We start from the raw sequence: 13,233 nt of genomic DNA, 5'->3' as shown, positions 1-13,233 counted from the left end.
TGACCTGAAAGGGTTTGTAAAAAAGCTGTGGGGCTGGTGCTGGCAGGTGGTTTTAAGAAACGATGATCAGAAAGGGTTTAAGGTATTACCCTGGAGATGGGTGGTAGAAAGAACATTTGCCTGGATGATGCATGCAAGGCGTCTGAATAAAGATTATGAGAAGAACAGAATGAACAGCCAATCGATGGTATATATAGCAATGATCTCAGTAATGCTTAAACGTTGCTAATGGCTTTTAAAACAGTTTCTTACATTTTCCCAATTATCAGTTAGCAATCAGCAATTCACTACTTTCCGCATCGTTCTTTGTAGTCTTCTTCCAGACTTTTCAGGCCTTTAGCCATACCGTTTTTCAGGCAATCGCAAGCTTCGGTTTTTCGGTTTTGCTTAAACAGGATATTGCTTTTAGTGCGGTAGAATTCCGGTTTTTTAGTGTCCAGTTGCAGGGCTTTATCGATGTCAGCAAGGGCGGTATTTAACTGCACCAGTGAATCGGTGTAAAGTTGCGCGCGATGGGCGTAGGCTTCAGCAAAATCGGGTTTGAGCGCAATGGCCTGGTTATAATCGGCTAAAGCCTGTTGCTGTTTCTGAAGCCAGAAATAAGCATAACCCCTTCCGGCATAATTTTCGGCATTTTTGGGTTCGAGGGCAATGGCTTCGTTCCAGTCTTTTAAAGCGCGGTCGGGCATTTGCATTTGGGTGTAATATTGTGCCCGCTTTTTGTAGCCCAACCCGTTTTTATATTCCGGAAAACTTTGAATGAGTTGTGAACAGGCATCGATCACAGCTTGCGGCTCAGGACCATTTTCCAGGGCAGCAATTAATCGGGCGTAGCTTATTTTTTCGGCATTGTGTTTCGGGTCGCGGTCGCGGGCTAACTGGTAATATTTGCCGGCTTCGGGCGCATTCTTCGTGAAAGCATAACGCACCAAATGGCCGAAAGCAAAATAAATTTCCGGATCATTCGCGTTCAGCATCCATGCCTGGTTCAGGTTTTTCATGGCGGAGGCTTCGTTGCGGTTCTGAAAATTTTTCCAGCCCATGCGTAAATAAGCCCGCGCAGCCGAATCGGCAGAGCCATATTGTTTGGTAGCAGCATTCAGAAAGGCTTCATCGGCTTTGCGCATTTCCGCCGTTTTCTCGCATTTAAAGCCGTACATCGGTTTCAGGTCATCGCACTGCGCAAAAACTTCCGTTGAAAAAAATGTGACAGCAACCAAAAGCAACAACAGTTTCATGAGAGAAAAACGTTTGAATGAAAGAATGCCTATTAACAATTGCAGCAGATAACCGGCGGCTTTTTGTTTCGTATGCACAGTTTCAGCTTTCAGCAATTAATACGCAGGATCTTGATTTAAAGCTATTGCCGTTTTTCCGGAAATTGTCAGGTTCACTTCAATGCAGCTCTTAGCAAACAAAAAAACGCTATGATTTCTGCACCCAAAACCCGAAATTCAGAACAAATAAATATTTCAAATTCTAACATTCAGCAATTAAAAAAACTATGGGAGTACATTCTGCAGAAGCCATATGGCACGGCGGCCTGAAAGAAGGCAAAGGCAATATTTCTACCGAAAGCGGCGCTCTGAATGCGGCATATTCGTTCGGTTCGCGTTTCGAAGACGATAAATCGGGTACGAATCCGGAAGAACTTATTGGTGGTGCACTGGCGGGTTGTTTTTCGATGTTTCTGAGCAGCCTTCTGGAAAAACACGGCCACGTTCCGAAGCACATTAAAACCGAAGCTAAAGTAACGCTGGGCAAAGATGAAACCGGTCCGCTGATCACAAAAATTGAACTGACGACCAATGCCACGGTAGAAAACATTGAGGAAGCCGATTTTCAGAAACACGTGCAGGACGCCAAGCAAAACTGCCCGATAAGCCGGGCACTGCGTAGTATTCCGGAAGTTACGGTTACTGCAAGCCTTTCCGGCGACGAATAAGCAATTTCAAGACGGCAACTTATTAAAGTTGCCGTTATTTTTTTATACCTTCGCCTTCTAAATCTTGATCATTCTCTGGTATGAGGTCTTTGTTGCGGGTTGGTATTCGCCCTTTAAAAAATTCGCGTATTTCGTTTGGCGTACAATTAGCCATCGTTTTTTTCTGGCTGGCTTACGGCAGCGCCCTGCTTTTTACCGAATCTGATACCAACGACCGCAGTTACCTGCACATCGTTTTCCTGGTGCTGGCATTTTTGTACCTGCTTTATATTCTGGCGCAAAACACGTCTATTTTTGGCACACAGAGTTATTTAGAAATTACACCGGCTTACATTGTGCAGAAAAAAGGCCATTTCCGCCCCAAACAGGTTATTGCCTTCGACGATGTGGCCTCGCTCCAGATCCTGCCCACTACGCTGCGTTTTAAACTGAAAAATGGAGAACAGGAAACCATGGACCTGAAATCTTTGAAACGCCGCAAGAATATTGAACTGGTGAAAGAAAAACTGCAACTGATGTCGGAACGCCACCGCTTCGCGTTTTCCGCTAATACTATTGCAAAATAAACTGCGTTTGTAGCGTAAAGAAATACTTACAAAAAGCCATGTCGAAATTTAAAGATCGGATGAAAAAACTGGGCATTGCCGGTTTTCTGTTTTTCTTTATTAAAGGTCTGATCTGGCTTTTTATTTTCTTCGGCGGCGCCAAACTTATTTCCGAACTTTTCGATTAGCGTTTCCGGGTTACGAAACCTGTGGCATGAATATTGCAAACCCGCGGTCTTATCCCACGTTTCACCTAGCTAACGAAAAATGAAAGCATTTCTATCATTCGCTTCCGGCTTAATTTTATTTTCTGCGCTTGCATTCCAGGCTTCTGCTAAAGATCACGGACATGGTCATGGCCACGGCAAAGGGCATGGCAAAGGTAAAGGCCACTACCACAACGACTACCACCAGCATTATCACAAAAAACCGAAACACTACTGCAATGTGCATTGCCACCACGGCGCGCACCATATCTACCGCGAAAAAGTAGTGATCGTACAGCCGGCACCGCGCCCCCGCCCTTCTATCAACATCAGTTTATAGATTGTTGGCTTTAGGGCTAAAAAAACGCTATACTTTTTTACGCAAAAAGTATAGCGTTTTTTTCTTCAGAATTATGGCACAAAGCTTGTATTCAGGAGGAAAAAGGAACGAAAGTTCACAAACCGCTAAAACCATGAAAAATAAACTTACCATAGGCTCGCTGTTACTTTCATGCGGCGTGTTGCTGTTTTCCGGCGCTGAATTACTGGCTCAAGGCAAAGGCAATGGAAACGAAAAAGGCAAGCACAAAGAGCATTACAGCCAAAACCAGGTTACGAATCCGCCGACGGTGAACGCTGGTAAAAAAGGCAAAACTGCTAAAGCTTATAAAACCAAAAATAAAGGCGCTAACAAATTCCCGCACGCAAACCCACATCATTTTAAAGTACCACCGGGGCATTATCCGCCGGCCGGCACTTACCGCATCTGGTATCCGGGCCGCCCTCCCGGGCAGCAACCGGCGCCGGTAGCCTATGGTTACCCGCCAAACGCCCCTATTACCGATGGCGCTTTTATCATTCACGGCAACCAGGCTTACGATACGCAATACGACTGGCGGAAGGAAGAAGCGAAAAAGCCCAAATCAGTACCGCGCGAGATCATCGATATTCTATTCCCAGGCAATACAATTCCGGCACAATGATTTTTTTTGGTTAGAGCAAAAATCCCCGAAATATTTCGGGGATTTTTGTTTTAAAACGGTAGGGTTTTGTATGAAAAAAGTCTGAGTAGCGATTTAGGAAACAAAAAACGCTATACTTTTCAAGCCCAAAAGTATAGCGTTTTTTGTTTTCGAATAATCAAATTTCGAACTTACGAATTCTTGCTCTTAAATTTCTTCTGCAATTCCTGAATAGAAGCTTTGAATTTTTTATCGGTATCGATCAGATCGGAAACGGTTTGCACCGAGTGAATTACCGTACTGTGGTCGCGGCCGCCGAAGTGGTAACCGATGGATTTAAGCGAATGGCTGGTGTATTCTTTGGCGAAATACATAGCCACCTGGCGGGCCGTTACAATTTCTTTTTTGCGGGTTTTGGCTTTTAAAGAATCCAGCGTTACGTTGAAATATTCGGCAACGGTTTTCTGAATGAAATCGAGGTTTACTTCCGTTTCAACGTCTTCAATAATGTGTTTTAACGCACCTTTGGCCAGCTCCAGGTCAATTTCCTTGCGGTTCAGGCTGCTTTGCGCAATCAAAGAGATCAGTACGCCTTCCAGTTCCCGCACGTTGGTATCTACGCTGTAAGCCAGGTACTCAATTACGTTATCCGGAATATCAATCCCGTCGCTTTGCATTTTCTTCTGAATGATCGCCATACGGGTTTCGAAATCAGGGCTTTGCAGGTCGGCGGTCAGGCCCCATTTAAAACGCGAAAGCAAACGTTCTTCCAAACCTTTCAGATCGCGCGGCGGACAATCAGAAGTCATGATGATCTGCTTGCCGCTCTGGTGCAAATGGTTGAAAATATGGAAGAACATTTCCTGGGTTTTTTCTTTTCCGCTCAGGAACTGCACATCGTCTATGATCAGAATATCTACCAATAAATAGAAGTTGGCAAAATCCTGCATGCTGTTCGTTTTCACAGATTCTACGAACTGGTTCACGAATTTTTCGGACGAAACGTAGAGCACAAATTTCTCCGGCGCGTGGCTTTTAATGTGGTTACCAATGGCCTGCACCAAGTGCGTTTTGCCAAGCCCTACCCCACCATAAACCATTAACGGGTTAAAAGAAGTAGTGCCCGGTTTATTGGCTACTGCAAAACCAGCAGAGCGCGCCAAGCGGTTGCAATCGCCTTCAATGTAATTATCGAAAACGTAATTTGGATTGAGCTGCGAATTGAGGTAATTGCGGTCTATTGTTTTGGAATCGAAGGGATTGCGCAAAACATGATGTTCCGGCTGATAAGAATTTACAACCGCCTGCGGAATTTTCTTGGTTGGCAGGTTTACCGTTTGCGGTTTATTCGCTGCGTTTCCGCGGTCTACAATAATAGAGTATTCCAGGCGGCCATCGCTGCCCAGTTCCTGAAAGATCACTTTCTTCAGAATACCCACATAGTGTTCTTCCAGCCATTCGTAAAAGAACTGGCTCGGTACCTGAATCGTCAGGACGTTATTTACCAGTGAAGTGGGTACAATGGGTTCGAACCACGTTTTGTAGCTCTGCTCGCCAATATTTTCCCTTATCACGTGTAAACAATTACTCCATACAGTGGTAGCGTCCTTAACCATCAACATCGCTGCGTTCTTCTTTCTTCTGAGTGGATTTCGCTTCCGAAATTTTCGGAAGGACTACAAAAATGAGTAAATAATTTTAAACAAAAAACTTTTCGTTTACGAAGTTATTGCAGTTCGTTCGTGCACCGGTAAAACCGTAGCTGCGTAGCCTTTTTTCTTGCGTTCGGCACTGAATTCAAAATCGATACGGCCTAAATTGATACCGGCCCAGCCAACTTGGTTTATGAGCGTTTCTTCGCCGCCCGGGCTGATAATTGCATCGGGTTTTTCGAGGAAAGTATGCGTGTGTCCGCCTAAGATCAGGTCAATGCCGCCAACCTGCGCAGCCAGTTTACGATCGTCTATTTTATCGGTATCGTATTTATAACCCAAGTGCGAAAGGCAGATCACCAGATTACATTCCTGCTCGTAGCGCAGAATCTTTACCATTTCTTTGGCTTTTGCCACCGGGTCGAGGTAAACGGTTTTGCCATACATATCGGCTCCTACCAAACCTCGCAGGTCAATTCCCAGCCCGAAAACCCCGATCTTCAGCTCATCTTTCACGAAAACTTTGTAAGGCTGGAACTTGTCTTTCAGAATGGTTTCGGAAAAATCGTAATTGGCCGTGAGGAATGGAAAGTTGGCGTTCGGTAATTGCTTTTGCAAACCAGCCAGGCCGTTATCGAAATCATGATTACCAAGCGTAGCCGCATCGTAACCCATCTGGCTCATGAGTTTATATTCCAGTTCGCCGCCGAAGAAATTAAAATACGGTGTGCCCTGAAAAATATCGCCGGAATCTAAGAGCAGCACGTTTTTTTCTTTCGCCCGGATCTGTTTGATAAGTGCCGCGCGCCGCGCCATGCCGCCCATACCACCGTTCGCGCGCCCATCGTTCGGAAAAGGATCGATGCGGGAATGCGTGTCGTTGGTATGCAGAATTACGAGTTTTTTGTTTTTAGGCCGCGCATCGGCAGAAAATGGCAAACCCAACAGGCTTAAACCGGCAGCGCCCACTAAACTATTCCGGAGAAATTCTCTTCTATTCATCGCTTTGGTTCTACTGGGGTGAGTATGGTGGTTGGAACAATAACCTGCACGCGGCCTTCTACGCTGGCTTCTACCGGTTTGCCTTCGGCGGTAAGTTCTTTAATGTGTTTTATGATGACTTCGCGCAGCAACATGCCGGCTTTCTGCGAGCTTACCTGGTTTTTAATAAACTCCAGGTTGTCGCCGCCTTTTGCCAGGTAATCGGATAAAGCAATGGTGTAAGTTCGGGTAGAATCGAAAGGCTGGCCGCCGATCATAATGTTTTGCGGCTGGTTATTCTGGATCTGGTAAGTAACGTTGGAAGTGGAAATCGTTTTGGGTGCCAGCGCGTAAATGTGTGGCTGCGCAGCGAAAATTAAAAGTTGCTTTACCACCACGGCCGGCACGGTAATTACCATCAGTTCATTTTCAAAAGGCATCAGTTCAAAAATATCGCCTACTGTCAGGTTGCCCTGCCGAATTGGAGTGCGTACGCCGCCCGCAGTCATCAACCCTATATCTACGGGTTTGCCTGTCAGCTTTTCGGCTTGTATGCGCTGCAGATCGGCCACAAAATTTCCGGCCGGCGATTCTACCGCTAACTTTTCGAGGGAAACGGGCGCTACGCCAATTACTTCGGCCATTTGTTTGGTAACCTTCGCCCGGTAAGGAGCAATCATTTTTTCGGTCTGTGCGTCGGCGGTAATGGTTTCGCTTACGCCTAACAGCGTTTTCTGCAAAGCCGGATCTGCGTGCCAGGTGCGCTGGCAACTTACCGAAATGCCAACGGTCAGGCAGAGTAAAAATGTTTTTAAAGATTGAATGCGCATAAATTCTGCAGGATTTGGAAAACAAAGGTACGATGTTCTGCTTTCAGAAACCAATTCTCATCTTTTTCAGAGTTTTCCGGCTAAAAACGCTACCGTTTTGCCCGCTAAAAGTCAAAGTGGCTTTTTCCGGGAAAACCATTGCACCGCAGAAATTTCCTCTTTAAATAAGTCAATTCTTATCACCATAGTTTTAAAGCCTGCGTACATAAAAAGACAAACTAAAATGTCCAATAATAAATAAAAAGACAATTATTACATTTAACATTGTATTACATCAAATAAAACCGATGCTTATAAAAACACAAAATATCTAAACGAAACTCTGCTATGAAAACCTTACTCCTGGCGCTTACTTTTATGCTCAGCATTACGTTAAGCCACGCCGATGAAGGCGATAAAAAAAGAAAACACTCCAACGTGCCGAAAGGCAAAATAACTTACAGCGAACACAAATCGAAACGTACTGTTTCCAAGAAAAGAATTCCTAAAAAAAGCATGTTTGCCGGCGAAGGAATGCACAAATCCAAACGACTCCGCTAGGCACACGACACAAAAAAACCGGAAGCAGATTGCTCCCGGTTTTTTTTAATTAATTGCGTGCATGATTTATGAATTTGAATAAAGGTATTTCAAACCTTCACTTTTTCGGGCTAAAAGCATAGCGTTTTTGGTTATCACTTCACAAATTCTCCAACATTTCCTGCAAGCGTTTCGCATCTGTAACCGCATTACCAAACATGGTATTGTTGAAATAAACCCAAACCTGTTTTTCATCCAGCAGCCAGTCGTTTATCATAAAGGCGTAGCGTTCTAAAGCATCGTCGGAATAAGGGCCGGAATATAATCTTTCCTGGCCGTGCAGACGCAAATACACATTATCGGTGGTAGTAATATCAAGTTTTGGCCAGCGCGGCGAATCGGCAATTACAAAGGTTATTTCGTAGTCGCGCAGCAGGTCTATAGGTTCTTCTTCTAGCCAGCTTTTATGCCGCACTTCAAACGCAAAGATCTGTTCCGGATATTTATCGCGAAGCACACGGAAAAAATCTTCGGCCAGCGGACGGTCAAATTTCAAACTCGCCGGGATCTGCACCAGCACCGGACCTAATCTTTCGCCCATTAATAAATAGCGGCTCATCCACTTTTCAATTTCTGCTTCCGCGTTTGCCAGGCGTTTTACGTGCGTAATTTCCTTGTGAAACTTGGCGGCAAACTTAAATTCCGGCGGGGTAATGGCCAGCCATTTTTCTATGGTTTTGGCCATGGTGTAGTGGTAGTGGCTGCTGTTTATTTCGGTGGTGTTGAAATGCTGCGCGTAATATGGCAGAAAATCGGCGCTGGGCAGATCTTCCGGGTAGAAAACGCCTTTCCAGCGATAACTCCAGCCGGAGGTGCCTATGTATAAATTCGGTATGGTTTTCATGTAAAAAAGTGCTTTGCCGCTTTTTACGGAACCCTGCCGCAAACTGCCGATTTTTGGCAAATTTTAAATCATAGCAACGCAAAAACCGTATCTTTACCCTCCGAAAAACGAGTATATTATGAACGAAGCGAAATCTGAAACGCCTCTTTTTAATGAATTTACCCCGGTAAACGCCGAAACCTGGGAAGAACGCATCCGCAAAGACCTGCGCGACGGCGCCTATAATTCCCTGTTGTGGCAAACCGACGAAGGCATAACCGTTAAACCTTTTTATTCGCGCCAGGACCTGCCGGCCAATCTGGCTTCAAAGCCCGACGATTTTCCGTTTGTACGCACCACCAAAGCCCGCGATAATCATTGGGACAACGTGCAGACGATCTACGTACGCCGCGAAAGTCAACCGTCGATCGACAAGGCAGCTGCGGCCCTGGAACGCGGCGCGACCGGTATTCATTTTATTCTGAAAGAGCCGGTAGATTTCGATTTCGGTTATTTGTTTTCCAAGTCAGTAATGCACGGTGCTTTTATCAGCTTCACCTTCCCGGTGGCGCCGGAAACGTACCTGAAACAGTACCTCGACTGCGCCAGACAGAACAATTACGATCTGGCTTTGCTGCGCGGTTTTATTCATTTCGAACCGATAGACGATGAGCCGTTTCATCTGCCGCCTTATTCCTGCCTTCCGGAAATGCTGGACCTGGTAAAAGATGCGCCGAACCTCTACCCTATTGCCATCAGCGGGCAGCAATGCAGCAACTACGGTTGTTTGCTTACCCAGGAAATTGCGCTGGTTTTAAGTGCTGCCGTTAGCGTAATAGAGTACTGCGAAAAACACGACATTGCGCCGGAAAAAGTGATCAGCCGCATGCAATTCCATTTAACGGCGGGCACGAATTATTTCTTCGAAATTGCCAAGTTGCGGGCCTTGCGGTTGCTTTGGAGCGCCATTGTGAGCAGCTACGGTTTGCACGGCGAAGTTGCCAGCCGCTTACGCATTCACGTTTCTACTTCTCGCTGGTTCCACACGGTTTTCGATCCGCACGTAAATTTGCTGCGCGGTACTACCGAAGCCATGAGTGCCGTTTTAGGCGGTTGCGATTCGCTTAGCATTGCGCCTTTCGATAAACTTTACAAAACGCCCGACGATTTTTCGGAACGTATTTCGCGCAACATTTCCGTAATTCTGAAAGAGGAAGCTTATTTAGATAAAGCCATAGATCCGGCGGCCGGTTCTTATTATGTAGAAAGCTTAACCAAAGAAATGGCCGAAAAAGCCTGGGAATATTTTCAGGTGCTGGAAGGTAAAGGCGGCTTTAAAAAAGCACTGGAAAGCGAATTTATTTCCTGCGAGATCAAAAAAATTACCGAGCAGAAATTCAAGGCACTAACCAACCGCGAGCAAATTCTGGTAGGTACCAACAAATACCCGAATGCCAGCGAAAAAGTAGATTTCGACCCGGAACGCCTGATGCAGAGCAAATATTACGATACCAACCGCGCCGCTTACCCATTCGAGATTATGCGCTTGGCATCGGAAATGCACTTCCAGAAAAAGAAGAAAAAAGCGCGGGCCCTGATTGCGGTTATCGGCACCAAACTGCACGAACACATGCATGCTTCTTTCGCCAAAGAATTCTTCGATTGCGCCAATTTCGATACGCACGTGTTGCATTTTGAAAATACCGAAGATGCTGCCGAAGCCCTGCAAAACAACGATTCCAAAGTAATGGTGCTTTCCGGCTCCGACGAGCAATACCTGCATTTCAACCAGGAACTTACCACCAGGATCAGGAATAATTCGCACAAACCGGTGCTGATCATGGCCGCTACGCCACAGCACATGGAAGACGAAATGATGGAGAAAGGTTTCGACCAGTACATTTTCCAGGGCTGCGACATTAACTCGATCGTAAACTGCGTGCAGAAAAAAGTGCTGCTGGAAGACGAACCGCTGGATTAGATTGTTCGATTGTTCGATATTCGATTTTTCGACTGAACGAATTGGATTGAAAATAAATTGAAGGTTTACGCTTTAAAAAATCGAGAAATCGAATATCGAAAAATCTAATAATCGAAATCATGCATAGATTTAAAGAACTGAAAGTCTGGCAGGAAGCGATGGAACTGGCGAAAGCAGTTTATGCAACCACTAAACTATTTCCGACGGAAGAGAAGTTTGGCTTAACGTCCCAGATAAACCGGGCTGCCGTATCTATTCCTTCCAATATTGCGGAAGGCTCCGGGAGAGGAACAGATAAAGATTTTGCCCAATTCTTAAATATCGCTTTAGGCTCCGCTTTTGAACTGGAAACGCAGATCATACTGGCAAATTCCTTTGGATTTATACCGGCGGAAAACGCTACCATTTTACTTGAAAAAACCGATAAAACACAGCGAATGCTGAACAGTTTCCGGATGACTATAATGAAAAGTCCGAAGTAACATTAATAAAAGTCGAACAATCGAATATCGAACAATCGAAAAATCGAAAATGAAGCCTGATTTTACCAAGATAAATTTTGAACAGGTTTGGGAAAAAGCCCACGAAGGGCACGCCCAGCCAACCGAATGGCAAACGGCCGAGCAGATTCCGCTGAAGAGTTTTTATACCGAAAACGATACCGTTTCTTTTGAGCACCTGGATTTTGCCGCCGGTATTGCGCCGTTTTTACGCGGACCGTACAGCACCATGTATGTGCGCAATCCCTGGACCATCCGCCAGTATGCAGGTTTTTCAACGGCCGAAGAAAGTAACGCTTTTTACCGACGCAACTTAGCGGGAGGCCAGAAAGGTCTTTCTGTTGCTTTCGATTTGGCCACGCACCGCGGTTATGATTCCGATCATCCACGCGTAGTTGGCGACGTGGGTAAAGCCGGCGTGGCGATCGATTCTATTCTGGATATGAAAATCCTGTTCGATCAGATACCGCTGGATAAAATGTCGGTTTCCATGACCATGAACGGGGCGGTTTTGCCGATTCTGGCATTTTATATTGTGGCCGCCGAAGAGCAGGGCGTGAAACCGGAACAATTGAGCGGAACCATTCAGAACGATATTCTGAAGGAATTTATGGTGCGCAACACCTACATTTACCCGCCAGAGCCAAGCATGAAAATCATTGCGGATATTTTCGAATATACCTCGCAGAACATGCCGAAATTCAACTCGATTTCTATTTCGGGCTACCACATGCAGGAGGCCGGCGCTACAGCCGATATTGAGCTAGCTTATACGCTGGCTGATGGTTTGGAATACGTGCGTACCGGTCTGAAAGCAGGCATGGACATCGATACGTTCGCACCGCGTTTGTCTTTCTTCTGGGCCATCGGCATGAACCATTTCATGGAAATTGCCAAGATGCGCGCCGCCCGAATGTTGTGGGCCAAACTCATCAAGCAATTCAACCCGAAAAACGAAAAATCTTTAGCTTTAAGAACGCACTGCCAGACTTCCGGCTGGAGCTTAACCGAGCAGGATCCATTCAACAACGTAGCCAGAACTACGATAGAAGCTTTAGCGGCAGCACTTGGCGGAACGCAGAGTTTGCACACGAATGCCCTGGACGAAGCAATTGCGTTGCCAACCGATTTTTCGGCGCGCATTGCCCGGAACACGCAAATTTATCTGCAGCAGGAAACCAACATCACCAAAACCGTAGATCCGTGGGGCGGTTCGTATTACGTAGAAGCCTTAACGCACGAAATTGCGCATAAAGCCTGGGAATTAATTCAGGAAGTGGAAGAACTGGGCGGGATGGCGAAAGCAATTGAAACTGGTCTGCCGAAAATGCGCATCGAGGAAGCGGCCGCGCGCAAGCAAGCCAGAATCGATTCCGGGAAAGATGTAATCGTGGGCGTAAATAAATACCAGCTCGAAAAAGAAGACCACGATATCGAAATTCTGGATATTGATAATACGGCCGTTAGAAATGCGCAGCTGGAACGTTTAGCCAAACTGAAAGCCGAACGCAACCAGGCCGACGTAGAAAAAGCGCTGAACAATTTAACCGAAGCGGCTAAAACAGGCGAAGGCAATTTACTGGCGTTGGCGGTAGAAGCAGCACGCGTAAGAGCCACGTTGGGGGAAATTTCGGATGCGTTGGAAAAAATTTACGGAAGACATAAAGCAGTGATCAGAGCAATTTCCGGCGTGTATGCCGCCGAACTTTCGGATGATGAGAATTTTGAGCGGGCTAAGAAAATGGCTGATGAATTTGCGGAAGCCGAAGGCCGCAGACCTAGAATTATGGTTGCCAAAATGGGCCAGGATGGGCACGACCGCGGCTCCAAAGTGATTGCTACTTCCTTCGCGGATTTGGGCTTCGATGTGGATATAGGGCCATTGTTTCAGACGCCGGAAGAAGTAGCGATGCAGGCTGCCGAAAACGACGTGCATATCATTGGCGTTTCTTCTTTAGCAGCCGGCCACAAAACCTTGATTCCGCAATTGATCGGTGAGTTGAAAAAGCTGGACCGCACTGACATTCTGGTAATTGCAGGTGGCGTAATTCCGGCGCAGGATTATCAGTTCCTTTTTGACGCTGGTGTGGCCGGTGTGTTTGGTCCGGGAACTGTGATTTCGGTAGCGGCTCAGAAGATTTTGGAAAGTCTTCTGAAAGCGGAATAGTTTTTTTTATATCTAACTTTCTTTCAAGTCCGGTTGTGTTAAAAATAACCGGACTTTTTTTA

At 46.0% G+C, this 13,233-nt stretch carries 15 protein-coding genes; 10 read left to right on the top strand and 5 right to left on the bottom strand.

The annotated features are described in order from the left end of the window. A partial coding sequence (locus tag ACFPIB_RS02925; RefSeq protein ID WP_378015923.1) for a transposase occupies nucleotides 1-229 on the top strand: 229 nt, incomplete at its 5' end. A gap of 58 nt (nucleotides 230-287) precedes the next feature. Here ACFPIB_RS02925 and ACFPIB_RS02920 read toward each other — a convergent pair. Further along, nucleotides 288-1,316, bottom strand: a complete 1,029-nt coding sequence (locus ACFPIB_RS02920) for a tetratricopeptide repeat protein (protein WP_378015922.1) — start codon at nucleotides 1,314-1,316, stop codon at nucleotides 288-290. A gap of 188 nt (nucleotides 1,317-1,504) precedes the next feature. On the opposite strand from ACFPIB_RS02920, the gene ACFPIB_RS02915 reads away from it, so the two are divergent. From ACFPIB_RS02915 to ACFPIB_RS02895, 5 genes are all read left to right on the top strand, one after another. After that, entirely contained in the window at nucleotides 1,505-1,945 is a 441-nt protein-coding gene (locus ACFPIB_RS02915) for an OsmC family protein (protein WP_378015921.1), read from the top strand. Between the two features lie 80 nt (nucleotides 1,946-2,025). Next, nucleotides 2,026-2,511, top strand: coding sequence for a hypothetical protein (locus ACFPIB_RS02910; protein ID WP_378015920.1), 486 nt, complete (start codon nucleotides 2,026-2,028; stop codon nucleotides 2,509-2,511). Between the two features lie 38 nt (nucleotides 2,512-2,549). Beyond that, nucleotides 2,550-2,678 carry a hypothetical protein gene (locus ACFPIB_RS02905; RefSeq protein WP_378015919.1) on the top strand — a complete coding sequence of 43 codons (129 nt, stop codon included), beginning with the start codon at nucleotides 2,550-2,552 and terminating at the stop codon, nucleotides 2,676-2,678. A gap of 79 nt (nucleotides 2,679-2,757) precedes the next feature. Beyond that, on the top strand, nucleotides 2,758-3,036 hold the full coding sequence (locus ACFPIB_RS02900) for a hypothetical protein (RefSeq protein ID WP_378015918.1): 279 nt from the start codon (nucleotides 2,758-2,760) through the stop codon (nucleotides 3,034-3,036). 133 nt (nucleotides 3,037-3,169) lie between these two features. Then, on the top strand, nucleotides 3,170-3,679 hold the full coding sequence (locus ACFPIB_RS02895) for an immunoglobulin domain-containing family protein (protein WP_378015917.1): 510 nt from the start codon (nucleotides 3,170-3,172) through the stop codon (nucleotides 3,677-3,679). A 170-nt stretch (nucleotides 3,680-3,849) separates the two neighbouring features. Here the strand turns inward: ACFPIB_RS02895 and dnaA are convergent, their stop codons facing one another. The 3 genes from dnaA to ACFPIB_RS02880 form a co-directional block, all read right to left on the bottom strand. Beyond that, nucleotides 3,850-5,274, bottom strand: a complete 1,425-nt coding sequence (dnaA, locus tag ACFPIB_RS02890; RefSeq protein ID WP_378015929.1) for a chromosomal replication initiator protein DnaA — start codon at nucleotides 5,272-5,274, stop codon at nucleotides 3,850-3,852. 102 nt (nucleotides 5,275-5,376) lie between these two features. Further along, complete coding sequence (locus ACFPIB_RS02885; protein WP_378015916.1) at nucleotides 5,377-6,312, bottom strand: bifunctional metallophosphatase/5'-nucleotidase; 936 nt, start codon at nucleotides 6,310-6,312, stop codon at nucleotides 5,377-5,379. Next, on the bottom strand, nucleotides 6,309-7,121 hold the full coding sequence (locus tag ACFPIB_RS02880) for a 5'-nucleotidase C-terminal domain-containing protein (protein WP_378015915.1): 813 nt from the start codon (nucleotides 7,119-7,121) through the stop codon (nucleotides 6,309-6,311). Before ACFPIB_RS02880 ends, ACFPIB_RS02885 begins: the two co-directional genes overlap by 4 nt. Nucleotides 7,122-7,448: 327 nt before the next feature. On the opposite strand from ACFPIB_RS02880, the gene ACFPIB_RS02875 reads away from it, so the two are divergent. Beyond that, nucleotides 7,449-7,661 (top strand): hypothetical protein, encoded by a 213-nt coding sequence (locus ACFPIB_RS02875; protein ID WP_378015914.1) that lies wholly within the window; start codon nucleotides 7,449-7,451, stop codon nucleotides 7,659-7,661. A gap of 139 nt (nucleotides 7,662-7,800) precedes the next feature. Here the strand turns inward: ACFPIB_RS02875 and ACFPIB_RS02870 are convergent, their stop codons facing one another. Then, nucleotides 7,801-8,604, bottom strand: coding sequence for a DUF72 domain-containing protein (locus ACFPIB_RS02870; protein ID WP_378015913.1), 804 nt, complete (start codon nucleotides 8,602-8,604; stop codon nucleotides 7,801-7,803). Between the two features lie 58 nt (nucleotides 8,605-8,662). Here ACFPIB_RS02870 and ACFPIB_RS02865 point away from each other — a divergent pair, with 58 nt between their 5' ends. The 3 genes from ACFPIB_RS02865 (at nucleotide 8,663) to scpA (ending at nucleotide 13,171) form a co-directional block, all read left to right on the top strand. Continuing rightward, the gene (locus ACFPIB_RS02865) at nucleotides 8,663-10,504 is read left to right on the top strand and encodes a methylmalonyl-CoA mutase family protein (RefSeq protein ID WP_378015912.1); all 1,842 of its coding nucleotides are present in this window, start codon (nucleotides 8,663-8,665) and stop codon (nucleotides 10,502-10,504) included. Between the two features lie 119 nt (nucleotides 10,505-10,623). Further along, on the top strand, nucleotides 10,624-10,986 hold the full coding sequence (locus ACFPIB_RS02860; protein WP_378015911.1) for a four helix bundle protein: 363 nt from the start codon (nucleotides 10,624-10,626) through the stop codon (nucleotides 10,984-10,986). A 49-nt stretch (nucleotides 10,987-11,035) separates the two neighbouring features. Next, complete coding sequence (gene scpA / locus ACFPIB_RS02855) at nucleotides 11,036-13,171, top strand: methylmalonyl-CoA mutase (protein ID WP_378015910.1); 2,136 nt, start codon at nucleotides 11,036-11,038, stop codon at nucleotides 13,169-13,171. Nucleotides 13,172-13,233: the final 62 nt, after the last annotated feature.

Origin of the sequence: Adhaeribacter terreus (assembly GCF_042657365.1) — a bacterium.
Lineage (GTDB): Bacteria > Bacteroidota > Bacteroidia > Cytophagales > Hymenobacteraceae > Adhaeribacter_A > Adhaeribacter_A terreus.
The sequence above is the reverse complement of the archived record's forward strand: the minus strand, read 5'-3'. Positions and strand labels throughout refer to the sequence as shown.

Bases quoted from the DNA above. Each gene is read 5' to 3' on its own strand.
- ACFPIB_RS02915 (WP_378015921.1), top strand. From the start codon at position 1,505: ATGGGAGTACATTCTGCAGAAGCCATATGGCACGGCGGCCTGAAAGAA.
- ACFPIB_RS02910 (WP_378015920.1), top strand. From the start codon at position 2,026: ATGAGGTCTTTGTTGCGGGTTGGTATTCGCCCTTTAAAAAATTCGCGT.
- ACFPIB_RS02905 (WP_378015919.1), top strand. From the start codon at position 2,550: ATGTCGAAATTTAAAGATCGGATGAAAAAACTGGGCATTGCCGGTTTT.
- ACFPIB_RS02900 (WP_378015918.1), top strand. From the start codon at position 2,758: ATGAAAGCATTTCTATCATTCGCTTCCGGCTTAATTTTATTTTCTGCG.
- ACFPIB_RS02895 (WP_378015917.1), top strand. From the start codon at position 3,170: ATGAAAAATAAACTTACCATAGGCTCGCTGTTACTTTCATGCGGCGTG.
- dnaA (WP_378015929.1), bottom strand. From the start codon at position 5,274: ATGGTTAAGGACGCTACCACTGTATGGAGTAATTGTTTACACGTGATA.
- ACFPIB_RS02885 (WP_378015916.1), bottom strand. From the start codon at position 6,312: ATGAATAGAAGAGAATTTCTCCGGAATAGTTTAGTGGGCGCTGCCGGT.
- ACFPIB_RS02880 (WP_378015915.1), bottom strand. From the start codon at position 7,121: ATGCGCATTCAATCTTTAAAAACATTTTTACTCTGCCTGACCGTTGGC.
- ACFPIB_RS02875 (WP_378015914.1), top strand. From the start codon at position 7,449: ATGAAAACCTTACTCCTGGCGCTTACTTTTATGCTCAGCATTACGTTA.
- ACFPIB_RS02865 (WP_378015912.1), top strand. From the start codon at position 8,663: ATGAACGAAGCGAAATCTGAAACGCCTCTTTTTAATGAATTTACCCCG.
- ACFPIB_RS02860 (WP_378015911.1), top strand. From the start codon at position 10,624: ATGCATAGATTTAAAGAACTGAAAGTCTGGCAGGAAGCGATGGAACTG.
- scpA (WP_378015910.1), top strand. From the start codon at position 11,036: ATGAAGCCTGATTTTACCAAGATAAATTTTGAACAGGTTTGGGAAAAA.